At 67.8% G+C, this 23,467-nt stretch carries 20 protein-coding genes; 13 read left to right on the forward strand and 7 right to left on the reverse strand.

The window, feature by feature from the left end:
* Nucleotides 1-147 precede the first annotated feature (147 nt).
* Both ABZ942_RS27330 and ABZ942_RS27335 read right to left on the reverse strand, forming a co-directional pair.
* Nucleotides 148-846, reverse strand: coding sequence for an HNH endonuclease family protein (locus ABZ942_RS27330; protein ID WP_357386705.1), 699 nt, complete (start codon nt 844-846; stop codon nt 148-150).
* 80 nt (nt 847-926) lie between these two features.
* Nucleotides 927-1,289 carry a hypothetical protein gene (locus ABZ942_RS27335; protein WP_357386706.1) on the reverse strand — a complete coding sequence of 121 codons (363 nt, stop codon included), beginning with the start codon at nt 1,287-1,289 and terminating at the stop codon, nt 927-929.
* 115 nt (nt 1,290-1,404) lie between these two features.
* On the opposite strand from ABZ942_RS27335, the gene ABZ942_RS27340 reads away from it, so the two are divergent.
* The 3 genes from ABZ942_RS27340 (at nt 1,405) to ABZ942_RS27350 (ending at nt 6,019) form a co-directional block, all read left to right on the forward strand.
* Nucleotides 1,405-4,236: a DEAD/DEAH box helicase gene (locus ABZ942_RS27340; RefSeq protein WP_357386708.1), complete on the forward strand. Its 2,832-nt coding sequence runs from the start codon at nt 1,405-1,407 to the stop codon at nt 4,234-4,236.
* Complete coding sequence (locus ABZ942_RS27345) at nt 4,233-5,000, forward strand: SWIM zinc finger family protein (RefSeq protein ID WP_357386710.1); 768 nt, start codon at nt 4,233-4,235, stop codon at nt 4,998-5,000. The genes ABZ942_RS27340 and ABZ942_RS27345 overlap by 4 nt, the downstream gene beginning before the upstream one ends.
* Before the next feature lie 218 nt (nt 5,001-5,218).
* Nucleotides 5,219-6,019, forward strand: a complete 801-nt coding sequence (locus tag ABZ942_RS27350) for a helical backbone metal receptor (RefSeq protein WP_357386712.1) — start codon at nt 5,219-5,221, stop codon at nt 6,017-6,019.
* Here the strand turns inward: ABZ942_RS27350 and ABZ942_RS27355 are convergent.
* On the reverse strand, nt 6,012-6,419 hold the full coding sequence (locus ABZ942_RS27355) for a DUF3224 domain-containing protein (protein WP_357386714.1): 408 nt from the start codon (nt 6,417-6,419) through the stop codon (nt 6,012-6,014). The two genes, ABZ942_RS27350 and ABZ942_RS27355, sit on opposite strands and share 8 nt — an antisense overlap.
* 42 nt (nt 6,420-6,461) lie before the next feature.
* A complete protein-coding gene (locus ABZ942_RS27360; protein WP_357386716.1) occupies nt 6,462-7,955 on the reverse strand; it encodes an NAD(P)/FAD-dependent oxidoreductase in 1,494 nt (497 codons plus the stop codon).
* Between the two features lie 161 nt (nt 7,956-8,116).
* On the opposite strand from ABZ942_RS27360, the gene ABZ942_RS27365 reads away from it, so the two are divergent.
* Nucleotides 8,117-8,773 (forward strand): TetR/AcrR family transcriptional regulator, encoded by a 657-nt coding sequence (locus tag ABZ942_RS27365; protein WP_357386718.1) that lies wholly within the window; start codon nt 8,117-8,119, stop codon nt 8,771-8,773.
* On the opposite strand, the gene ABZ942_RS27370 is transcribed toward ABZ942_RS27365, so the two are convergent.
* Nucleotides 8,757-9,851 (reverse strand): amidohydrolase family protein, encoded by a 1,095-nt coding sequence (locus ABZ942_RS27370; protein ID WP_357386720.1) that lies wholly within the window; start codon nt 9,849-9,851, stop codon nt 8,757-8,759. The two genes, ABZ942_RS27365 and ABZ942_RS27370, sit on opposite strands and share 17 nt — an antisense overlap.
* A gap of 122 nt (nt 9,852-9,973) precedes the next feature.
* On the reverse strand, nt 9,974-10,603 hold the full coding sequence (locus ABZ942_RS27375) for a TetR/AcrR family transcriptional regulator (RefSeq protein ID WP_357386722.1): 630 nt from the start codon (nt 10,601-10,603) through the stop codon (nt 9,974-9,976).
* Between the two features lie 110 nt (nt 10,604-10,713).
* Here ABZ942_RS27375 and ABZ942_RS27380 point away from each other — a divergent pair, with 110 nt between their 5' ends.
* Nucleotides 10,714-11,115, forward strand: a complete 402-nt coding sequence (locus tag ABZ942_RS27380; RefSeq protein ID WP_357386724.1) for a Dabb family protein — start codon at nt 10,714-10,716, stop codon at nt 11,113-11,115.
* 10 nt (nt 11,116-11,125) lie between these two features.
* On the opposite strand, the gene icmF is transcribed toward ABZ942_RS27380, so the two are convergent.
* Nucleotides 11,126-14,344 carry a fused isobutyryl-CoA mutase/GTPase IcmF gene (icmF, locus tag ABZ942_RS27385; protein WP_357386726.1) on the reverse strand — a complete coding sequence of 1,073 codons (3,219 nt, stop codon included), beginning with the start codon at nt 14,342-14,344 and terminating at the stop codon, nt 11,126-11,128.
* 236 nt (nt 14,345-14,580) lie between these two features.
* Between icmF and ABZ942_RS27390 the strand changes: the two genes are divergently transcribed.
* The 8 genes from ABZ942_RS27390 to mmsB all read left to right on the forward strand — a co-directional run bounded on the left by ABZ942_RS27390 (nt 14,581) and on the right by mmsB (nt 23,439).
* Nucleotides 14,581-15,588 (forward strand): hypothetical protein, encoded by a 1,008-nt coding sequence (locus tag ABZ942_RS27390; RefSeq protein WP_357386728.1) that lies wholly within the window; start codon nt 14,581-14,583, stop codon nt 15,586-15,588.
* Entirely contained in the window at nt 15,585-16,631 is a 1,047-nt protein-coding gene (locus ABZ942_RS27395) for a hypothetical protein (protein WP_357386730.1), read from the forward strand. The genes ABZ942_RS27390 and ABZ942_RS27395 overlap by 4 nt, the downstream gene beginning before the upstream one ends.
* A gap of 50 nt (nt 16,632-16,681) precedes the next feature.
* Nucleotides 16,682-17,497 carry a hypothetical protein gene (locus ABZ942_RS27400; protein WP_357386732.1) on the forward strand — a complete coding sequence of 272 codons (816 nt, stop codon included), beginning with the start codon at nt 16,682-16,684 and terminating at the stop codon, nt 17,495-17,497.
* Between the two features lie 22 nt (nt 17,498-17,519).
* Entirely contained in the window at nt 17,520-18,470 is a 951-nt protein-coding gene (locus ABZ942_RS27405; protein WP_357386734.1) for a hypothetical protein, read from the forward strand.
* Nucleotides 18,471-18,816: 346 nt separating this feature from the next.
* Nucleotides 18,817-20,349, forward strand: a complete 1,533-nt coding sequence (locus ABZ942_RS27410; protein WP_357386736.1) for a CoA-acylating methylmalonate-semialdehyde dehydrogenase — start codon at nt 18,817-18,819, stop codon at nt 20,347-20,349.
* Between the two features lie 3 nt (nt 20,350-20,352).
* Complete coding sequence (locus ABZ942_RS27415) at nt 20,353-21,492, forward strand: acyl-CoA dehydrogenase family protein (RefSeq protein ID WP_357386738.1); 1,140 nt, start codon at nt 20,353-20,355, stop codon at nt 21,490-21,492.
* A complete protein-coding gene (locus ABZ942_RS27420; RefSeq protein ID WP_357386740.1) occupies nt 21,489-22,547 on the forward strand; it encodes an enoyl-CoA hydratase/isomerase family protein in 1,059 nt (352 codons plus the stop codon). Before ABZ942_RS27415 ends, ABZ942_RS27420 begins: the two co-directional genes overlap by 4 nt.
* On the forward strand, nt 22,540-23,439 hold the full coding sequence (gene mmsB / locus ABZ942_RS27425; protein WP_357386742.1) for a 3-hydroxyisobutyrate dehydrogenase: 900 nt from the start codon (nt 22,540-22,542) through the stop codon (nt 23,437-23,439). Before ABZ942_RS27420 ends, mmsB begins: the two co-directional genes overlap by 8 nt.
* Nucleotides 23,440-23,467 lie beyond the last annotated feature (28 nt).

Below are 23,467 nucleotides of genomic sequence, written 5' to 3' on the forward strand. Positions count from 1 at the left end.
GTCGCGGTGGTCGAACGACCCGAAGCAGCCCATCGCGGACCCGGAGCTGATCGCCGCCCGTCGTGGGGTGCACACAGGAATGATCCCGCGCGGACTGCCGGTTGCGAGATGTTGTCGCCACGCGCCTGGCCGCGCGCGCTCGATACTTCAAGGGCAAGTGCGCGCGACCCCTTGCAATGCCGCGCTGTCTGCCGCAGTCAGCGGCAACTCGTATTGCGCGGCAACCGTGAGGTACTTGTCCGCGTAGAAGCAGTGGTTCGCGCGGGCGGGCGGTAGCCATTCGGCGGGGGTCTTGTCGCCCTTGGCCTCGTTGGTGCGGCCGTCAGCGGCGAGCAGGTTGAAGTCGAGGTCGTTGGCGAAGTGGATGCGGCGTTCGAGTGGCCAGGCGGCCGCGCCCAGGTCCCAGGCGGCGGCCAGCGGGTAGACGTGGTCGATCTGGATGGCGTAGGCGTCGGCCTTTTTGAAGGGGGTCTGCTTGCCGGTATACGGGTCGTTCAACGTGCCGCCGACGACCACGCAGTCGCGCGTCCCCGGCCGGAAGCTCACCTCGACGAGTTGCCTGGCCAGCACGTTGTTGCGGGTATCGCAGCCGTCGTGCCCGCCGGGCCCGTCATTGTCGTCGGTCCAGGCCGGCCCGAACACGCAGCCCTGTCCCGGCTTGCATCCTCGGTCGTAACCGCCGGGATGCGGCCGATCCGGCACCACGCGCACACCGGCGAGCAGGCTCGCCAATTCGGCCCTGGTCGGGCTTCCCGGCGCGGGCGATACCGGAGCAACGCCGAGCTGGCCGCACCCGACGGCGGACAGCGCGACGAGCGCGCCGACAAGCCAACGCCGAATGTCCATGGCACCAGATGTACCCGGAGGGACCGACATTCGTTGAACTTGAAGCACGAGCAGTTATCGGCAGTGCAGCGACACAACCCTCACAACCAGGCCCGCGCGAGCAGGTCGTCATCGACGACCTCGCTTGCCTTCGGTGGGAACCGGGTGGCCGAAATCGACTCGGCGTTCGCGCCGTCGTGCCCGATCAGCCACGAGCCGCCGCGCTCCTCGCACTCGGCGAGCTTGGCGAAGGTGGCGAGCAGGAAGGCGATAGCGTCGTGTGAGTCGAGGGTTCTGGCCAGGCGCTGTGATTCACCGGGGCGGGACAGGTCCAGCCACACGCCGGACTGACCGTCGAGCCGCATACCGACGATCTTCTCGGCGTTGATGAAGGTGAATTTGCGCCGTTCCCACGGCGTCGTCGGCGTGAAGCTCTGCTCGAGAACTTGGAGCAGAATCGTCATGATTGCCTCCGTTGACCAGCGGATATTCAAGTATGTTCCGCCCAGGCCCAGAAATCCAGCACAGTGCGATCGCCGTGCCCGCAGCGCTGTCGGACCCACCTGCTTGGATGGGTTGATGCTGCACGGTCTGTGGTCGCCGGGATCCGGGTTGCTGCTCTGGCACGACTCACCCCTTTCCACGCTGTATCCACCCACCCCGCCGGCTGCCGTACCGCTGCCCGACCCGTTGGGCAGCGTATTGACCGCGTCCAAATTCCGGCACCGGGCAGACGTGCTGGTCATCGGCCCGGACGGCACGGCGACCGAGCAGGTCCGCGCACACGCGATGGCCCCGGCGGCGGCCGCCGCGGCGCTGCGGCAGCGACTTCCGGTCGAGGCGGTGTCGGGTGATCTGCGCTTCCTCGCCCATGTCGCGCACGGTGTCGAGCGCTGGGTGCGGGCCGGTCGGATCGTGCCGGAGCTGCGCAGAGCCGACGGCCAATGGTGGATGCGCTGGCGGCTGGTCGGCGGCGAGCGGCAGCGCGCCTGGCTGGCCGAGCTGGCCGTGGCCATGCCCGCCGCGCTGCAGGTGGCGGGTCGGCCGAACGTGCTGCTCGACGACCTGGTCACCGAACTCACCGATCCGATCGCCCGCGCACTGATCGACCCGCCGGACTCGGCGCATCCGCTGGTGGACGCGCTGGTCCGCGATATCGCCCTGGACGCGGGCAGCTACCGGGTGGCCGAGACGCTCGAACACTGGCGAGCCACCTTGACCGGCGACGAACCGGAACTGGTGCTGCGCCTGCTGGAACCGGACGGCGAGCTCGGCACCGCGGACGAATCGGTGGCGCTGTGGCGGCTGGAAGTCTGCCTGCAGGTCGACGGCGAGGCACCGAATCCCGTTCTGCTGCACGCTGATCCGAATCTGCTGCGGATCGCCGTTGAGAAGCTGGGGGAGGCGCAGCGGGCGTATCCTCGGCTGCGCGATCTGCCGAGCGATCCACGCTCGATGGACCTGCTGCTGCCGACCGAGGTGGTGGTCGATCTGGTCGAGCACGGCGCGCACGCGCTGCAGGCCGCCGGCGTGCGGCTGCTGCTGCCGCGTGCCTGGAATGTCAGCGCCCCGACCATGCGGCTGCGCGTGGAGAGCGCGGTGCCCGCCGCCGAAAGTACCGTCGGCATGCCGGGACTCGTCTCCTACCGCTGGGAACTCGCGCTCGGCGACACCATCCTGACCAAGGCCGAGATGGCGCGGCTGGTCAGCAGCAAATCCGATCTGGTCCAGCTGCGCGGCGACTGGGTGCAGGCCGACCACAAGGTGCTGGCCGCGGCCGCCCGCTACGTGGCCGCGCACACCGACACCTCCGAGATCACCTTCGCCGACCTGATCGGCGAACTCGCGGGCGGTCGCGTCGAACAGGTGCCGGTCACCGAGGTCACCGCCACCGGCTGGGCCGCCGACATCCTGGATCGCACCCGCGAGCTCGAACCGATCACCGCACCGGTCGGCCTGAAGGCGCAGCTGCGGCCCTATCAGGAACGCGGCCTCGCCTGGCTGGCGACCATGAGCCGCATGGGTTTCGGCGCGATCCTGGCCGACGACATGGGCCTCGGCAAGACCATTCAGGTGCTCGCGTTGCTGGTGCACGAGCGCGAGGTGGCCGGTGTTTCCGATGGCCCCACCTTGCTGGTGTGCCCGATGTCGGTGGTCGGCAACTGGCAGCGGGAGACCGAGCGTTTCGCACCGGACCTGCGCGTGTGGGTGCATCACGGGGTCGGCAGGCGCTCGGGTGCTGAGCTGGACGCGGCGGTCGCCGAGGCGGATCTGATGATCACGACCTATTCGCTGCTCGCGCGCGACCTCGATGAACTGAAGCGGCAAACGTGGGACCGGATCGTGCTCGACGAGGCACAGCACATCAAGAACGCCGCGACCAGGCAGTCCCGCGCCGCGCGCAGCCTGCCCGCGCGACATCGGCTGGCGCTCACCGGAACTCCGGTGGAGAACCGCCTGGAGGAGCTGCGCTCGATCATGGATTTCGCGGTGCCGAAGGTGCTCGGCAGCCCGCAGACCTTCCGTGCCCGCTTCGCCGTGCCCATCGAACGTGAACGCGACGAGAACGCGATCAGCAGGCTGCGGATGATCACCCAGCCGTTCGTGCTGCGCCGGGTGAAGACCGATCCCGCCGTGATCACCGATCTGCCGGACAAGCTGGAGATGACGGTGCGCGCCAACCTGACCGTCGAGCAGGCCGCGCTGTACCAGGCGGTGGTCGACGACATGCTGGCCAAGATCAAGGACGCGAAAGGCATGGCCCGCAAGGGCGCCGTGCTCAGCGCGCTGACCAGGCTCAAGCAGGTGTGCAACCATCCGGCGCACTTCCTCGGCGACGGTTCCAACGTGCTGCACCGCGGCAGCCATCGCTCCGGCAAGCTCGCGCTGGTGGAGGACGTGCTCGACGCGGTGCTCGCGGACGGCGAGAAAGCGTTGCTGTTCACCCAGTTCCGCGAGTTCGGCGAGCTCATCGCGCCCTACCTGGTCGAACGCTTCGGCACGGAGATCCCGTTCCTGCACGGCGGGGTGCCCAAGCAGCGCCGCGACAGCATGGTCACCCGGTTCCAGGAACCGGACGGCCCGCCGCTGATGTTGTTGTCGCTCAAGGCCGGTGGCACCGGGCTCAACCTCACCGCCGCCAACCATGTGGTGCACCTGGATCGTTGGTGGAATCCGGCGGTGGAGAACCAGGCCACCGACCGCGCCTACCGGATCGGGCAGCAGCGCAATGTCCAGGTGCGCAAGCTGGTCTGCGTCGACACCATCGAAGAGCGGATCGACGAAATGATCAACGGCAAAAGGCAACTCGCCGATCTGGCCGTCGGCGCGGGGGAGAACTGGATCACCGAGATGAGCACCGACGACCTGCGCGAGCTGTTCACGCTGGGGGCGGAGGCGGTCGGCGAATGAGTCCTTACATCGACTACAGCGAGTACGGCAAGCGCCGCCCGGTGCGCGGCGGCGTCGAGGCGCGCAGTCGCCGTGGCGGTTTCGGGCGCACCTGGTGGGGCAAGGCGCTGCTCGAAGCGATCGAGCAGATGGCCGACGCCGGGCGCATGTCGCGCGGCCGCACCTACGCGCGGGCCGGGCAGGTGGTCAGCTACCGGATCGAGCCTGGCTCGGTGATCGCGGAAGTGCAAGGCAGTCAGCCGCGTCCGTTCACCGCGGTGTTCACCGTGCGGCCGCTGCGGGAGGAGGAACTCGAGTTACTCATCGAGACGATCCGGGACGCGCCGGGCATGCTCGCCGAGATCGCGTCCGGTGCGTTGCCGACCGCGCTCGGTCCGCTGTTGCTGCCGACCACCGCCGCCGACCTGGATTTCACCTGCACCTGTCCTGACCCGGGTTGGCCGTGCAAACATGTGGCCGCGGTCTGCTACCTCCTCGCCGAACGGTTGGACGAGCGCCCCCGCGAGATCCTCGCGCTGCGCGGCCTGGACCTGGACACCCTGATCGGCGGCATCGAACGCGACCTGCAGTCCACCGTCTCCGACGACCCGTACGGCAACGACGCCGCGCTGCCGGACCTACCGAAGGTCGAATTCCGGCCCGCCCCGGACGATCTCGACCCGCTGCTGCTGCGCAAAGCCTTACGGATGACCTCGGCCGAAGAGCCGATCGCCGCGGCCGGGCTGCGCGATCTCACCGCGCTGTATCGCATGTTCGAGGCCTGATCGAGCTTGGTGAGCATCCGGCGTCGGGGCTTACGGTTGTCTCCGGACTTTTCGGGGCGGGATCAGGTCCGGTGACACAGGGACCGGGACTTCCCGACACCGGATGCCTCACTCAGTTTGCGCGCACCGAACCCGCCCCGGAACTGCCCGAGGGTTGCCCAGCCGCTGCCCTTGCACCGAACATTCGGGCAGCACCCCGCGCTGCCTAGTCTGTAGACGTGGCAGGCAACAGTTCGCGGCCGGCATCCGGTCCGATGACCTTCAGCGACGATCTGGGCGCCGCCGTCCCGCTCGCGCGGCCGCCGCGGCGGGTGGTGTCGCTGGTGCCCTCGTTGACCGAGGCGGTCGCCGCTACCTGTCCCGACGTCCTGATCGCCGCGACCGATTGGTGCACGCATCCGGCCGATCTCGCGGTCGAACGCGTGCGCGGCACCAAGAACCCGCATGTGCGCCGCATCGTCGAACTCGCGCCCGATCTGGTGCTGTGCAACATGGAGGAGAACCGCCGCATCGATGTCGACCGCCTGCGCGCGGCCGGAATTCCGGTGTGGGTCACCAAAATCGAAACGGTGGCGGAGGCGCTCGCCTCGCTGACTCGCCTCTGCACCTCGGCTCTCGGCGCCGACATCCCACCCTGGCTCACCGAGGCCGAATCCGTCTGGGCGCCCCCACCGCCGCTACCACGCAACGCGGTGATCCCGATCTGGCGCAATCCGTGGATGGTGGTCGGCCGCAACACCTTCACCGGCGACCTGGCCGCCCGCCTCGGCCTGCACCTCGTGCACGCCGCCCGCCCAGACCGCTATCCCCGCCTCACCGAGCAGGAACTGACCACCGGAATCGACCTCGCCGTCCTTCCCGACGAGCCCTACGTTTTCACCAGAACCGATGGCCCCGAGGTCTTTCCGGGCACGCCGGTGGCACTGGTCGAGGGCCGCAGCCTCACCTGGTACGGCCCCTCCTTGGCCACCGCCCGGCAAACCCTCACCGAGCAGCTGGCGGCGGCCTTCCTCAGCTGAGCTCGTAGTCGAACCAGATGTGGTGGCTGCCGTCCTCGTCCACGCTGAGACCACCCGTGCCGGTGATACCGGCCAGGTCGCCGGTGCCACTGGCGGGGACGATGACAAACGATTCGGCCGTGCGGTCGGTGCCCGAGGTGGTCGCCGAATGAGCGAAGTTGAAGCTGCCCGCAGTGCCGTTCAACGCGCCCTCGAACGACTCCATCGCCACGTAGGTCCCGGTCCCGGTGGCCTGGTCGAACGCCGCGGTGAACAGCGTCGCCGAGCGACCGGTGATCTCGCCGTCGAACGTCTTCTCGATACGCGCGACCCCGACCGGAAGTGCGGTGGCGATGGGCGGATCAGGGACCACTTCGGTCGGGACGAACGAGACGACGGAGAAGGTGCCGAGTGCTTTCATACGCCGGATCGTAACGACGGGCACCGACACCTTCCGCGGCCGTTACGCCGACGTCGCGAACCGGTAGTCGGTCAGGTCGAAATGCCCACTGCGCCAGGCCGCCTCGACCGTGGTCGACGGTCGCAGCGGCACGTCGCCGTGCTTGTCGAAGTAGTAGCTGTTGGAGACGGCGCAGCTGTCCTGCCAGAACACCTGGCCGCCGCGGCGGTCGAGCATCTCCTGGAAGAAGCGGTCGTTCGCCTCGCGGGTCACCTCGACCACCGTCGCGTTGCCCGCGCGGGCGTGCCGCAGGCAGCGCAGGATGTGCCTGGTCTGGTTCTCGATCAGCGCGAAATAGGACGAGCCGTTGTAGCCGTAGGGGCCGATGATCGAGAAGAAGTTCGGGAAGCCGGGCACGCTGACGCCCTCGTAGGCTTGCAGCCGGTTCTCGTCCCACCATTTCTCGAGGTCCAGGCCGCCGATGCCGCGCAGGTCGTAGGTCGGCATGTTGCCGGATTCCATCACCTTGAAGCCGGTGGCCAGCACCAGGATGTCGACCGGATATTCGGTGCCGCTTGCGGTGCGCACGCCGGTGCTGGTGATCTGCTCGATCGGGTCGGTCTCCAGCACGACGTTGTCGCGGTTGAACGTGGCCAGGTAGTCGTTCGAGAAGCTGGGCCGCTTGCAGCCCAAAGCGTAACGGGGCGTGAGCTTTTCGCGGACGACCGGATCGTGCACCTGGCTGCGCAGATGCGCGAGACCCGCACGCTCGCCGAGCGCGGCCGTCGGCAAATTCTTGTGATAGTGCGCGGCGATCGGGAAGGTGATCTCTACGTACGTCTGGCTGATCAGCCGAGTGAGCGACCGTGCGCCCGGAATCCGTAGCGCCCACTGCACCGGCTTGGGCAGCGGCAGATCCAGTCGAGGCAGGCACCAGATCGGCGTGCGCTGGAAGACGACGAGTTGCTCGACCTCGGGCGCGGTCTCCGGAATCACCTGCACCGCAGAGGCTCCCGTGCCGATGATCGCGACCCGCTTGCCGCGCAGATCCTGCTGATGGTCCCAGCGTGAAGTGTGCATGGTGACCCCGGTGAAGTCCGCCACGCCCGGGATCTCGGGCAGCTTGGGCCGGGTGAGCACGCCGGTCGCGCTGATGACGAAGCGCGCGGTCAGCTCGCCACCGTCGGCGGTGTGCAGCCGCCAGCGGCAGCCGTCCTCATCGAACTCGGCCTCGGTGATGTTGGTGTTGAATCGGATTCGCGGCCGCAGCTCGTATTTGTCCACGCACGATTCGGCGTACGCCTTCAATTCCCGGCCCGGCGCGTAGGTTCGGGACCAGGTGGCGCGCTGTTCGAAGGAGAACTGATAGCTGAACGACGGAATGTCCACGGCGATACCGGGATAGGTGTTCCAGTGCCAGGTGCCACCGACGCCGTCGGCCTCGTCGATGATCAGGAAATCGTCGAATCCGGCCTCCCGCAGCTTGATCGCGGCTCCGATGCCGGAGAACCCCGCCCCGACGATGATGACCTCGTGATCGATGCCGTTGCTACTCATGCCACCTCCCGAATCCGGTGCGCTTCGTCGCGTCACCGCCCGTGCGTCGTGGGCCGTGTCCGCGGCGTGGACGGCGGAGTCGACCCGGTGCTGAGCGCCGCCAATCGGTAATTGGCCGCACATGCCACCAATTAGGCGCGTGGTGGGGTACTTTGTCAACCATGAGCTTGCGCGTACCGGCCCGGACCTGGGGCGGCCGCACCACCGAGGAGCGGCGCGCCGAACGCCGCGCGCGGCTGATCGATGCCGCCCTCGATATCTGGATCGAGAACGGCTGGGCGGCCGTGACCATGCGCGGTGTCTGCCAGCGCACCGCGCTCAACGACCGCTACTTCTATGAGCACTTCGCCGACCGCGACGCACTGCTCGGCGTCGCCTGGGACACGGTCTGCGGTGAGGTCCTGGCCGATCTGGCCGCGGTCTTCACCGACAATCTCGCGCGGCCGCCGCTGGAGATCCTGCGTGCGGCGGTGACCCGCGCGGTGCGGCTGCAATCCGACGATCACGGGCGCGCCCGCATCCTGCTGGCCGACCACGCGGGTAGCGCCGTGCTCGAGCAGCGCCGCAAGACGATGCTCACCGACGCCACCGACCTGCTCGTCGGCACTGCCCGGCCGTACCTGCGTCCGGACACCGACGAGCTCGAGTTCCGGATGAGCACTCTCGTCGGCATCGGCGGCTTCATCGAACTGCTCACCGCATGGCGCACCGGCGCGATGGATATCGACGGCGACCGCATCATCGAACACACCTGCCGACTCGGCGCGCTGCTCGCCACCCAATACCTGCCGCCGGAGATCATTACCCCTGCGGGATAACGGGTTTCGTGGCGATCCGATACACCCGCCGAGCGGTATCCCGGAAGATGTGCGCGAGCTCGGCCTGCCCGCCGCCGTGTCCGGTGACCGAGGTGGCCACCGCCTCGATGCTGCCGGTGATGGTGGTAATCGGTTTGTCCACCGGGAAATTCGAGCCCCAGATCAAGCGGTCCGCCCCGAATACGTCGAGGGCATGGTCGATGAGCGGGTGAATGCGGTCCACCAGCACCGGAACCGGCGTGGCTGTGCCACGCGGCGGCACCGGATGACCGAGGACCGGCATCATCAGACCGCTCACCTTCGCGACCACATTCGGGTGTTCGGCGAGGGCGGACAGGTCGTCTCGCCAGCGCAGGAACAGCGCGCGCCGCATACTCGGATTGGTTCCGGTGTGCTTGCCGATCGGGCCGAAAATGCCTGCGGGAGTGGCGAGGTGGTTGAGTACGATCGGCACCTCCGGATACCGCTCGGCGAGTGCCGTCACATCGGGCAGGGCATGTGAGTACACCCACGCCTCGAACGAGAGGTCACGCTCGGCCAACTCCCCGAAGCCGTTCAAGAACTCCTTCGTGGCGAGCGCGCCCGGGTGGTCGGCGTAGGGCCGGACACCCGGATCGGGATGATGCGCCACATGCGAGCGAATACCGCGCAGCAGTGGCGCGGCGGCGAGGTGCGCGTCGAGCAGTGCGGCGAAGTCGGGTGCCGCGGGATTCGCGTTGCCGAGGATCGCACCGAGCTCGGGATTGTCGCCGCCGAACGGCAATCGGGCTACCCAGGCCGTCTCATCGGCCTCGGCCAGCGCTTCCTTCCCGGCCCAGCTGACCTCGATGTGCACGATCGTGTCGATCGGCTCGTCCCCGGCATCGGCCCGATAGTCCGCAGGCAGGTAGGGACGGCTGAAAGCCGTAGGGTCCCCGGTGAATTCGCGATCCCGCCGCGGCGCCAGCCGTTTGGCCAGATCGATCGGCAGCGGCACCGCCCGGAGCAACTTCGCTGTCCCGCTGAATTCCCGGGGTGTGGTGAACGGATCCCACTGATGGATGTGTGCGTCGATGATCCGAATACCCGATAGATCCATGTCCGCCGTCCCAACACGCCGATGGCCTTGACCCGGCGATTGTCACACGCCAGCAGTCCTGTTCGTTCGGGTTCGACGTACCAGTCCCCGATTCCTCGAACCGGGACACCGCTGTCCGGGGCTCAGCGTGCCCCGAACGCGGACAGGAAGGTATCGACGGCGGCATCGGCGATGCCACAGCATTCGGTCGCCGGCACCGCACGGGTACCGAGCCGGGATCGTGCCTCCAGCGGCCCGGTGAGCAGGGCGAGGAACTGTTCGGCGGCAAGCGCCGGATCGCTGACCCGCAGCTTGCCCGAGAGAGCCAGTCGCGCAAGCCGATCCGCCATCGCCTCGGCGATCCGCCGCGAGGTGCGGTCGAGCACCTCTTCGGTGAGCTCGGGGAAGGCGGCGAGCTGGGCGTAGGTCAGCGCACGCAGGGCGCGGGCGCGTTCGCTCGCGCATGCCGCGAGTAGTTCGGTGGCGACCTCGGTCAGCGTGGTCCGCAGCTCTTCGCCGGGGTCGCGGAGTCGCTCGGCGATCGCGAGAGTCTCGGCCGCCACGGCATCCGCCGCGGCGAGCACGGCGTGCTGGAACAGTGTCTGCTTGTCGGTGAGGTGGTTGTACACCGTTGGTTTCGCGACGCCCGCCTCGTCGGCGATCTCCTGGACGCAGGTCTTGTCGTAACCGCGCCGGGCGAAGACGGTGAACGCGACGTCGAGGATCGCCTGCCGCTTGTCGATGCGGCCCCGCGCGGTCGTCGCCCCCGTCATCCCTGCATGGTAGCCCTCGCTCGGTTGGAAATGAACTCACGGGTTCACTCTTGTGTACCTACTAAATAGTTCTCTAGATTGAACCAGTCGGTTCAAATCGAGGAGGATCCATGATTGTTCACTTGCTGCGCTTCGGTTTTCGGGACGAGACGACCGATGAGCAGAAGGCCGAGGTGCTCGCGACGATGCGGCGCACGGCGTCGATGGAGTCCGTGTCGTTCTCGACGGTCGGTCAGAACCTCGGCGATGCCTCCGAAGGTCTGACCCATGCCTACTGTGTGGGCATCAAGGACCTGGCCGCGCTGGAGCGATATATGCACGACCCGGTCCACCTCGACGGCGACCCGAGGATTATTCCGCATGTCGCGAAAATCGCGATCGGGCCCGATGTTTCGGACGAGCCGGATCCTGACCTGCGCGACAAGATCATGGCGCTGCACGAGGCGAAGCTGGCGAAATACCCGGAGTGGGCGCAGCTGATGCAGACCGTCCCCGAGGTGCGAATCTTCTGAGCCGCCTACCTCATACGTTGCGGCGGTATTGGCCGCCGACGGTGAAGAAGGTGTCGGTGATCTGCTGCAGGGTGCATACGCGGGCGGCGTCCATCAGGACCTCGAAGATGTTGTCGTCGGTGCGGGCGACGGCCTCCAGGCGGGCGAGGGCGTCGTGGGCGGGATCGCGGTGCCGGTGCTGGAATTCGCGGACCCGGGTCAGTTGGGACTGCTTTTCCGCCTCGGTGCCGCGGGCCAATTCGATGTCGTGCTTCGGCTCGCCGTGCGGGTTGCGGAAGGTGTTGACGCCGACGATGGGCAGCGAGCCGTCGTGCTTGCGGTGCTCGTAGCGGATGGACTCGTCCTGGATCTTGCCGCGCTGATACCCGGTCTCCATCGCACCGAGCACGCCGCCGCGTTCACTGATCCGATCGAACTCGGCCAGCACCGCCTCCTCCACCAGGTCGGTGAGCTCGTCGATGAGAAAGCTGCCCTGCAAAGGGTTTTCGTTCATGGCCAGGCCCCACTCGCGGTTGATGATCAGCTGGATGGCCAGCGCGCGGCGCACCGATTCCTCGGTGGGGGTGGTCACCGCCTCGTCGTAGGCGTTGGTGTGCAGGCTGTTGCAGTTGTCGTAGATGGCGATGAGTGCCTGCAGGGTGGTGCGAATGTCGTTGAAGTTCATCTCCTGTGCGTGCAGCGAGCGACCGGAGGTCTGCACGTGGTACTTCAACTTCTGCGAACGGTCGTTGGCGCCGTAGCGATCTCGCATGGCGACGGCCCAGATGCGCCGGGCCACCCGGCCGATCACCGAGTATTCGGGATCCATGCCGTTGGAGAAGAAGAACGACAGGTTCGGGGCGAAGTCGTCGATCCTCATCCCACGCGCGAGATAGGCCTCCACATAGGTGAATCCGTTGCTCAGGGTGAAGGCGAGCTGGCTGATCGGGTTCGCGCCGGCCTCGGCGATGTGATAGCCGGAAATCGAGACCGAGTAGAAATTGCGAACGCTGTTGCGCACGAACCATTCCTGGATATCGGCCATCATGCGCAGGCTGAACTCGGTGGAGAAGATGCAGGTGTTCTGGCCCTGGTCCTCCTTGAGGATGTCGGCCTGCACCGTGCCGCGCACCGTCGCCAAGGTCTGCGCGCGGATATCGGCGGCCTCGTTGGCGGTCGGCGCCCGTCCCTCGGCGGCCGAGAAACGTTCCAGCGCTTGGTCTATCGCGGTATTCAGGAAATAGGCGAGGATCGTGGGGGCCGGGCCGTTGATCGTCATCGACACCGAGGTGGTCGGCGCGGTCAGGTCGAAACCGTCGTAGAGCGCCTTCATATCGTCGAGCGAGGCGATCGAAACGCCCGAGGTGCCGACCTTCCCGTAGATGTCGGGGCGTTCGGCGGGATCGTGACCGTAGAGCGTCACCGAGTCGAACGCGGTGGACAGCCTTTTCGCGTCGGCATATTCGCTGAGCACCTTGAAGCGCCGGTTGGTCCGGAACGGGTCGCCTTCGCCGGCGAACATCCTGGCCGGATCCTCGTTGTCCCGCTTGAACGGGAAGACGCCCGCGGTGTACGGGAAGCGGCCGGGCAGGTTCTCCGCGCGCAGAAAGCGAAGCAGCTCACCGTGGTCGGTGAACCGGGGCAGCGCGACTCGCGGGATCGAGTTGCCGGACAGCGTCTCCCGGCGTAGCGGCGTGCGGATTTCGTGGTCGCGTACCCGCACCACCTGCTCATCACCACGGTAGGTTTCGGCCAGCGCGGGCCATTCGGCGAGCAGCGCTGCGTTCTCGTCGGTCAGCGCGGCCTTGGCTTTCGTGGCGAGCTCGGCGACGGCCAGGTCCTCGGGCAGTTCGGCGGCCACCTGCTCGACCCGCTGTACTCGTTGTGCGGCAATGATTTGCGCGGCCGTCACCGCGTGATATTCGCGCACGGTCTCGGCGATATCGGCCAGGTAGCGCACCCGCGCGGGCGGAATGATCTGGGCGAATCTCGTTGATGCGCGGGTGTTCACCCTGGGCAGCGCGCCCGGCTCCAACCGCAGGCCACGCTCGGACAGCAGCCCGGCCAGGTGTTGATACAGCGCGGTGACGCCGTCGTCGTTGAAAGTCGCCGCGCTCGTACCGAATACGGGCATGTCCTCCGGCGACGCGGTGAATTCCTCCCGATTGCGGATCAGCTGACGCGACACATCACGCAATGCGTCGGCGGCGCCGCGGCGCTCGAACTTGTTGATCGCCACCACATCCGCGAAATCCAGCATGTCGATCTTCTCCAGCTGGGAGGCGGCGCCGAACTCCGGTGTCATCACATACATGGACACATCGACGTGGTCGGTGACCGCGGCGTCGCCCTGGCCGATGCCCGGCGTCTCCAGGATCACCAGGTCGTAACCCGCTGCCTTGCAGGCGGTCACGATCAGCTCGATATTGTTCGGCAGTTCGCGCCCGCCCCTGGTGGCCAGCGAGCGGAAGAAGATGTGGTGGCCGTCGAGGGCGTTCATCCGGATGCGGTCGCCGAGCAGCGCACCGCCGCCGCGGCGCCGGGTCGGGTCCACCGCGAGAATCGCGACGCGCAGCTTGTCCTGCTGGTCCGACCGCAGCCTGCGCACCAATTCGTCGGTGAGCGAGGACTTTCCGGAGCCGCCGGTGCCGGTGATACCGAGCACCGGAACCGTGCGCGCGGCGGCGGCCTGTGTCAACGCCTGCCGTTCGCTGTCGGACAGCGCGTCCTGCTGAATGCAGGTGATGGCGCGGGCCAGTGCGGGGCGTTCACCGGCGAGGACCGCCTCCAGCACCGGCGGTTCGGTGGCGAGGTCGACGTCGCAGGCGCGAATCAGTTGATTGATCATGCCCGGCAACCCGAGTCGCTGGCCGTCCTCGGGGGAGAAGATGGTCACACCGGACTCGGCCAGCCGCGCGATTTCCTCGGCCACGATGACGCCGCCGCCACCGCCGAATATCCGAACATGGTCCGCCCCGGCCTTTTTCAGCGCGTCGGCGAGATATTCGAAGTACTCGACATGCCCGCCCTGATACGAACTGACCGCGACGCCCTGCGCGTCCTCGGTGAGTACCGCGTCGACCACCTCGCTGACCGAGCGATTGTGGCCGAGGTGGATCACCTCCGCGCCCTGCGCCTGCAGGATGCGCCGCATGATGTTGATCGCCGCGTCGTGCCCGTCGAACAGGGCCGCGGAGGTCACGAAGCGAACGGGGTTGATCGGCGTGTGCAGCGCGCTGTGGTCGGCCACGGTTTCCTCCGGCGATATCCAGTTGGCGCCCGATACTAGGACGTCAAACTAATCGTACGGTGATGCCGATCACAGCGCCAGGTGACACACGCCCGGTCAATTCCGGAAAGTCCGCCATCGGGGTTCCGCTCACCATGAATGCAAATGGCGACAACCGGTCCGGGCTCGAGTTCCGATGGGGACGCGATGCCCTAAATCCGAAATCCATCCGCACAAATCCACCAAAAGGACGATCCATGGGACGGAACTCTTATCGGCTCACCGCCGCGGTAGCCGCCCTCGGCCTGTCGGCGTTCGCCGCGCCGTTCGCGCACGCCGAACCCGCGCCGCTGAACGGTCTGTTCGCACTGGCGCCCGGCGTCTGCTCCGGCGGTGCGGTGACCGGCAGCTTCTTCCGGATGATCCTGCCGACCGGTGACGCGGGCGGCCCATACCTGGCGAACAGCGACTCGGCCTGCAGCGATCAGACCGTCACCACACTGTCTGCGGGCAGCGACGGTGGCCTGGTCAGCGGCAGTTATCAACCGCAGCCCGCCGCGGCCTTCGACGGCGCGGGCAACGCGCGGTCGGGCCGGGTCACCACGCCGGTCCGCTTCTACGGCGTCGATTTCGCGACCGCGACCAATCCGACCGATCCGCAGACCGGCGGCGGGACCTCGGTGCCCGAGGTGTACTCCGACGGTGGGCAGCTGTCCGGCGATTTGAGCAGCCTCGGCGTCACCTGGAACAACCAGGTGTTCAACCAGGGCGCGCCGAAACCGGGTGGTGGGCTGCCCGGCAAGACCAGCCCGGTGCGCGGCACCATCGACGGCTCGGGCAACTTCGTGATCGAGTGGACGAGTCAGATCGTCGGCGGTCCGTTCAACAACTTCACCGGGCTATGGCATCTGGCCGGTCGGTACCAGGGTGGCGGCGTTACGCAGGCCGCGCCTGCGGCCGCGCCGATCGCAGCTCCGCCCGCTGCGCCCGCGGCAGCACCCGCGCCCGGCGCTCCGGCTCCGGCCGCGCCTGTCGCTCCGGCCGCGCCCGCCCCCGGTGCTCCGGCGGCAGCCGTGCCCGCCGCCGTGCCGGTGGCGCAGAGTCAGCCCGTGCGTACCGATCCGGTGCTCGCCGCCAAGACGGTCGAGGTCCCGCGTGGCCGGAATACCCCGGCATGGGTGGTGCCGACGCTGCTCGTCGTCGCGGTCACCGCGGCCGGTGTGTTCTTCAATGCGGACCGGATCGTCCGTCGGCAACGGCAGTGACAGCCGTGTCGGGGCTGCCCACCTATTCGGAGTTCGTCTCGAATCCGGAACCCGCGCCGCCGCGGCCCTTGAAGCGCTGGCCGTTCGTGCTGATCATCGTGATCGGCGCACTCCTGGTGCTCGCGCCGATCGTGACCGGCATGTTTCCGCGAGCGGTCAAGGGAGAGGCGATGATCGACGCGTTCGAGCCGTATATGACGCGGTCGAGCATCGACGGGTATCGGCACGATCTGCAGGTGCTCGACGACGCGCGGACGAACGTGCTCACGCTGCAGCGGAACGGCCAGCAGCCGGGCAGCTTCGGCCGCGTCGATCAGTTCGTCCGCGATTACCCGGAGATCGACTATCACATGTCCGGGATGATCGGCGCGATCGACGATAATCGGCAGAACTACGAAAAGCTCGCTGCGGTACCGCCTTTCGGTACCCTGCCGTGGTTGTTCGCGCTGCCCGGCGTGATTCTCGTCGGAGCCGGGGTATTGGGCTACCGGCGCGCGCAGGAAGGCAAGCAGGCGGTGGTCTGGCGGTCGGTCGCCGGGCTGGCCGCGCTCGGGCTGATCGCGGTGCCGCTGCTCGGCGGGTTGTTCCCGGCCTCGCCCGCGGCGCAACCGCTGATCAATGATCTGCGCCCGATCCTCACCCACGACGAGGTCCGAAAGCTGCAGGGCTACTTCGTCACTCTGGTCGCGGCCGACGGTGAACTCAACAGCCGGTACACCGCCGCTATTCGCACCACCCATCCGGAGGCCGACCTCACCGGCATCACCACTCTTGAAACCCGTTGGCAGCCGATGACATCCCGTTTCGCCGCGCTGATCGGTGCGATGAACGACAACGTGCGCAATTTCGATGCTGTTGTCGCGTTGAACGATTCGACGCAGCCGCTCGGATTCGGTGCGTTTCGCGGTCTCGGCTTCTTCTATTTGGTGCCGGGCGTCTTCGTCCTGGCCGCCACGGTGGAGGGCCTTCGATTGCCGAGTCGGGTGCTGGCGCGCGGCGCCGCCTTGCGTGGCGTGAGATCGCCTGGCGGAGTGCGGAAATGACACGTAGTCGAACGACACGTCTGGCCGAACGTAGTAGGAGGGGATCCGGGATGAGCGGACGAAAGATGATCGCGGCCACCGTCTTGGCGGCGCTTGCGCTGGTTGTGTCCGGCTGTTCCAGCAGCGACGACGCTCCCGCCTCGAACGGGCCGGAGCCGCTGGTCGGATTGCTGCGGTTCACCCCGGGGTCGGTGTCGGGCGACAGTGTCGCAGGCACCTGGTTCCGAATGGTGCAGCCGGGCGGCACGCCGGAGAAGGGGCCCTACATGCCCAACGGCGATTCCCCCGCACAGGGCGGCTCGACCACCCTGCTCGAGCCGGGCACGGCGGGCGGCCTGCGTATCGGCGGATACCAGAGCGAACCGAATCCAGGTTTCGCGCAGGGTAATTCGCTGTCCGCGTCGATCACCAAGCCGACCAAGTTCTTCGCCGTCGAGTTCGGCATCTCCACCAATCCGGTGGACCCGCAGACCCAGCGGCGGGTGCCGCCGCCCGCGGTGACGAACGACGGCGGCAAGTTGACCGCCGACGTGTCGTCCTGGGCGGCCTCCTGGAACGACCAGGAGTTCAACCAGGGTGCGCCGAAGCCGCCGGAGAAGCAGGACGCGCAGGTGGCCGGCGCCGAACAGGTGCAGAAGGTCTGGGACTGGGTCGCCAAGCAGTGGTTCGACAAGCCCACCGCTGATGCCGCCCAAGGGCCATCGGCCACCGGCACTTACGACGCGAAGACCCACAAGTTCACCCTGCAGTGGACCAGCCTCATCGTCGGCGGGCCGTTCAACGGCTTCACCGGCGTCTGGCACCTGGAGGGCTTGTTCGAACCAGCCGCCGCCGCGCCGAATTCGCCTGCGGCCCCGGTCAAATAGACATCAGAAGGAGTACGGTCCGATGAGTTCTCGCACGACGACCCGGCCTGCGCTCGCCAGTGCCATCCGCGCGGTGGCCGCGCTGACGGTCATCGGCAGCGCCGTCGCGGTCACCGCGTTGACGGTGCGCCAGGACGACGACGTCACCAGCGTGGTGATCACCCAGGAGCAGCCTGCCGCGGCCGCCCGACCCGCCGCGCCCGCGGCATCCGAGACCCCGGTGGCTCCGCCCGCACCCGTTGCCGCCGCGCCTGCCCCCACAGCTGGTGGTCCGGCCCCGGCCGCCTCGGTTCCGCTCGGCTCCGGCGGTGCCCCTGCCGTCGTCGCCATCAACCCGGGTACGGGCGCGGCGCCCAACGCGGGTGCGCCCAGCGGCTCTGTGCCCTTGGGCGCCGGCGCGCCGAACAGTTCTGTCCCGCTCGGTGGCGGCACGCCGAACGGCTCCGTTCCGCTCGGCGGCGCGGGCGGTGCCGATCCGTTCGCCGCCGCCCCGCTCGCGGCGCAGCCCGCGTGCCCGCTGGGCTGGCCCGCGCCGAAGCAGCAGGGCGGTCTCGCCTCGCTGATCGGGCTGGCCCCACTGGCGGGCCCGTTCTCCTCGGAAGCTTTCGCGCTCGGCTCGGTCTACCAGCCCATCCTGCAGCTCGCGGGTCCGGTGCTGGCCGAGATCGCCCCGGTCCTGGCGCAGTACCAGCCCGCGATCGACCCGTTCATCACCCAGGTCCAGGGTGTCGAAGCCATTGTCCTGCAAGCGATCCTGCCCTACTACGGACCGTACCGGGGTCAGCTGATCGCGGCCGAGGGCGAGCTCGCCAAGGCGCTGTCCCCGATCCTCACCAACGCCTACAACAGCGAGGCCGCCTCCTGCTTCGTCGCCTGGCAGGGCCAGATCATCGACCAGGCCAAGGGCGGCCGCATCACCGTCGCCTCCCTCGCCCACCCCGGCACCGTCGTAGAGCTCGGCCCCGAATCCTGACCCCGCGCTCCTCCCGTCGCGCCGCGCACGGATTCGCCTGACATTCCGTGCGCGGCCCAACAAAAGGTGCGCAGCGACGATCACTGTGTCGCGAACGGCCGTGCCGACACGGTGCGCGCAGGTCAGTGTGCTGCGCGCACCGTGTCACGCCGCGCAGGAATTCGTCGTACATATCGTGCGCGGCGTGATGGGAGGTGCGCGGCGGGTGGTGTGACGGATCGGTGATCAGCCGGCGACGAGCGTGAGGGTGGGATGGATCACAGTGTGCATTTACATGGACGTCCAACTATAGGATGACCGTATACCGCGCTGCGGGGTCATGGTCGGCTAACAGAACAGGACTGGCATGGTTCGCGAACTCACTCACTTCATCGGCGGGCAACACGTCGCGGGCGCCTCCGGCAACTTCGGTGACGTCTTCGACCCGAATCTCGGTCAGGTGCAGGCGCGCGTGCCGCTGGCCGGCAAGGCCGAGGTCGAGGCCGTCATCGCTAATGCCGAAGCGGCGCAGCCGGTGTGGGCCGCGTTCAACCCGCAGAAGCGGGCGCGGGTGCTGATGCGCTTCCTGACGCTGGTGCAGGACGAGATGGATTCGCTTGCGGCGCTGCTGTCTTCGGAGCACGGCAAGACCATCGCCGACGCGAAGGGCGATATCCAACGCGGCCTCGAGGTGATCGAGTTCGCCGTCGGCGCACCGCACCTGCTCAAGGGCGAGTACACCGAGAGCGCGGGCACCGGCATCGACGTCTACTCGATGCGCCAGCCGCTCGGCGTGGTCGCGGGCATCACCCCGTTCAACTTCCCGGCGATGATCCCGCTGTGGAAGGCGGGCCCGGCGCTCGCTACCGGAAACGCGTTCGTGCTCAAGCCATCCGAGCGCGACCCGTCGGTGCCGCTGCGCCTGGCCGAGCTGTTCCTCGAGGCGGGCCTGCCGCCGGGTGTGTTCAACGTCGTCAACGGCGACAAGGTGGCCGTCGACGCGCTGCTGCACGACCCGAGGATCAAGGCCGTCGGCTTCGTCGGCTCCACCCCGATCGCTCAGTACATCTATGAGACCGCGACCGCGAACGGCAAGCGCGCCCAGTGCTTCGGCGGCGCGAAGAACCACGCGATCGTGATGCCCGACGCCGACCTCGACGACGTCGCCGACCAATTGATCGGCGCCGGTTACGGTTCCGCGGGCGAGCGCTGCATGGCCATCTCGGTGGCGGTGCCGGTCGGCGAGGAGACCGCGGATCGACTGCTGGCCAAGCTCACCGAACGGGTGGAGAAGCTCAACATCGGCCGCTCCGACGATCCCGGCGCCGACTACGGCCCGCTCGTCGGACAGGACGGCGTGGACCGGGTGAACAAGTACGTCCAGATCGGCATCGATGAGGGGGCCGAGCTGGTGATCGACGGGCGCGGTGTGACCGTCCCCGGCGGCGAGGACGGATACTTCGTCGGCGCAACGCTTTTCGACAAGGTCACCCCGGAAATGCGGATCTACAAAGAAGAGATCTTCGGGCCGGTGCTGACGGTGGTCCGCGCCAAGGACTATGAAGAGGGCCTGCGCCTGGCCAATGAGCACGAATATGGCAACGGCGTCGCGATTTTCACCCGCGACGGCGACACCGCCCGCGACTTCGCGGCCCGCGTGCAGGTCGGCATGGTCGGCATCAACGTGCCGATCCCGGTGCCGATCGCGTACTACACCTTCGGCGGCTGGAAGCGTTCCGGCTTCGGCGACCTGAACCAGCACGGCCCGGATTCGTTCCGCTTCTACACCAAGACCAAGACCGTCACGCAGCGCTGGCCTTCCGGCATGAAGGAGCTTGGCCCGGTGGGTCGTTCCGCAAGCTCCACTCCGAACGCGTTCGTCATTCCGACCATGGACTGACGGATGTTCATCCTCGACGAAGACGAGAAGGCGATCCGCGACACCGCGCGCGGATTCGCCGATGAGTTCCTCGCCCCGAATGCCCTGGAATGGGATGAGCAGAAACACTTTCCGGTCGATGTGCTGCGCAAGGCCGGTCCGCTCGGCCTCGGCGGCATCTACGTTCAGGAGGATGTAGGCGGTTCGGGCCTGCGCAGGCTCGACGCCGTGCGCATCTTCGAGCAGCTGGCCACCGGCTGCCCGGCCATCGCGGCCTACATCTCCATCCACAACATGGCGACCTGGATGATCGACAGCTACGGCGATGCCGCACAGCGCTCGCGCTGGCTGCCGAAGCTGACGTCGATGGAGCTGCTGGCGAGTTACGCGCTGACCGAACCCGGGGTCGGCTCGGACGCGGCGGCGTTGAGCACCAAGGCCGTTCGCGACGGCGACGACTACATCTTCAACGGCACCAAGCAATTCATCTCCGGCGCGGGCGCCACCGACGTGTACGTGGTGATGGCGCGCACCGGAGCGGACGGCGCCCGCGGCGTCTCGGCGTTCATCGTGCCCGCCGACACCCCGGGAATCTCGTTCGGCGCCAACGAAAGAAAGATGGGCTGGCACGCACAGCCGACCCGTCAGGTGATCTTCGAGGACGCCAGGGTGCCCGCGGCGAACCTGCTCGGCGCGGAAGGTGACGGCTTCCGCATCGCGATGAACGGACTCAACGGCGGACGGCTGAACATCGCCGCCTGCTCGGTCGGCGGCGCGCAAGCGGCGTTGGACAAGACGGTGCCGTATCTGGCGCAGCGCCAGGCTTTCGGCAAGCCGCTGTTGAAGAACGAGGCCCTGCGCTTCCAACTCGCCGACATGCGAACCGAATTGGAGGCCGCCCGCACCCTGCTGTGGCGGGCCGCGGCGGCCCTGGACGCCGACGCGCCGGACAAGGTCGAGTTGTGCGCCATGGCAAAGCGATTCGCTACCGACGCGGGCTTCGAGGTCGCGAACAAGGCGCTGCAACTGCACGGCGGCTACGGTTACCTGGCCGAATACGGCCTGGAGAAGATCGTCCGGGATCTGCGGGTGCACCAGATCCTGGAGGGCACCAACGAAATCATGCGGGTGGTCGTCGCCCGCGCGGTGGTAGGAGCGGCATGACGGAACCGGAAGTCCTGATCGACCAGCGCGATGGGCTCGGGCTCATCACGTTGAACCGGCCCAAGGCCATCAACGCGCTGAATCACGCGATGACACTTGCCATTACCGACGCGCTGCACGCGTGGGCGGACGACGACGAGGTACGCACCGTCGTCGTCACCGGTGCGGGGGAGCGCGGGCTGTGCGCGGGCGGCGACATCGTCGCCATCCACACCGACGCCACCGGCGGTGCCACCGGTGCGGATTCGCCGACCGGCCGCTTCTGGCGCGACGAGTACGTGCTCAACGCGCTGATCGGCCGTTACCCGAAGCCCTACCTGGTGGTGATGGACGGCATCGTGATGGGCGGCGGCGTCGGCCTGTCCGGCCACGGCAGCCACCGGATCGTCACCGAGCGGTCCAAGATCGGCATGCCCGAGGTCGGCATCGGCTTCGTCCCGGATGTCGGCGGCACCTACCTGCTCGCGCGCAGCCCCGGCGAGCTCGGCACGCACGTCGCGCTGACCACCGCCAGGATGACCGCGGGCGACGCCATCGCGGCCGGCTTCGCCGACTACTTCGTTGCCACCGAACACCTTCCGGGACTGTTCGACACGTTGCGCACCGAGTCGGTCGAGGTCGCGATCGCCAAGTTCGCCACGGACGCACCGCAATCCGGGCTGCTCGGCCAGCGGGCGTGGATCGACGAGTGCTACCGCGCGGACACCGTCGAAGAGATCGTCGCTCGGCTGCGGGCACACGAGGCGCCGGAGGCGGCCAAGGCCGCTGCCGACATTCAGACGAAATCGCCTGTCGCGCTGAAGGTGGCGTTACGGTCGTTGCGTTCGGCGCGCACCGCGCCGGACCTGGAGACGGTGCTGAACGAGGAATATCGGGTCTCCATCGCGGCGCTGTCCTCGCCCGATCTGGTGGAAGGCATCCGCGCGCAGGTTATCGATAAGGACCGCAATCCGCAGTGGTCACCGGCGACCCTCGCCGAGGTCACCACCGCGCAGGTCGACGCATATTTCGCCGAATTGGGCGATCAGGAACTGGGTTTGGTGAGCAATGACTGAGAAGATCGGATTCCTCGGACTCGGCCACATGGGTGCGCCGATGGCGGCGAACCTCGTCGAGGCCGGATATGAAGTGCTGGCCTACGATCCGGTGCCTGCCGCGCAGGAGCAGGCCATCAAGGACGGCGCCACCGTGGTGAGCACAGCCGTCGAGGCGGCCGACGCCGGTGTCGTGATCACCATGCTGCCCAACGGAAAACTCGTCCTCGACGTGTACGCCGAACTGCTGCCCGCCGCCAAGCCGGGCACCCTGTTCATCGATTGCTCCACCATCGACGTCGCCGACGCCAAGTCGGCCGCGGTGCTCGCCATCGGCGCGGGCCACCGCGCGTTGGACGCACCGGTCTCCGGCGGCGTCGCGGGCGCGGCGGCGGGCACACTGACCTTCATGGTCGGCGGCGGTGCAGAGGACTTCGCCGACGCGCTGCCGCTGCTCGAGGTGATGGGCGGCAAGGTGGTGCACTGCGGCGGGTCCGGCGTCGGCCAGGCAGCCAAGATCTGCAACAACATGCTGCTCGGCATCTCGATGATCGGCCTCTCCGAGGCCCTGGTCCTCGGCGAAAAGCTCGGGTTGACCCACCAGTCGTTCTTCGATGTGGTCTCCACTGCCTCGGGGCAGAGCTGGGCGCTGACCACCTACTGTCCGGTGCCAGGCCCGGTGCCGACCAGCCCGGCGAACAACGATTACCAGCCCGGTTTCGCCACCGCCCTGATGAACAAGGATCTGGGCCTGGCCGCAAACGCGTTGCGCGAGAATGGCATCGACGGCCAACTCGGCCTGCTTGCCGCGGAGATCTATAACCGGTTCAACGAGTCGTCCGGCGGGCGGGATTTCTCGGCCATCGTCACCGAGATCCGGGACCGAAGTGATCGCCCCGGCCCGGGCGCCTGACCGCGGCACAAACAATTGATGACACGTC

The organism is Nocardia sp. NPDC046473, assembly GCF_040645995.1.
Taxonomy (GTDB): Bacteria; Actinomycetota; Actinomycetes; order Mycobacteriales; family Mycobacteriaceae; genus Nocardia.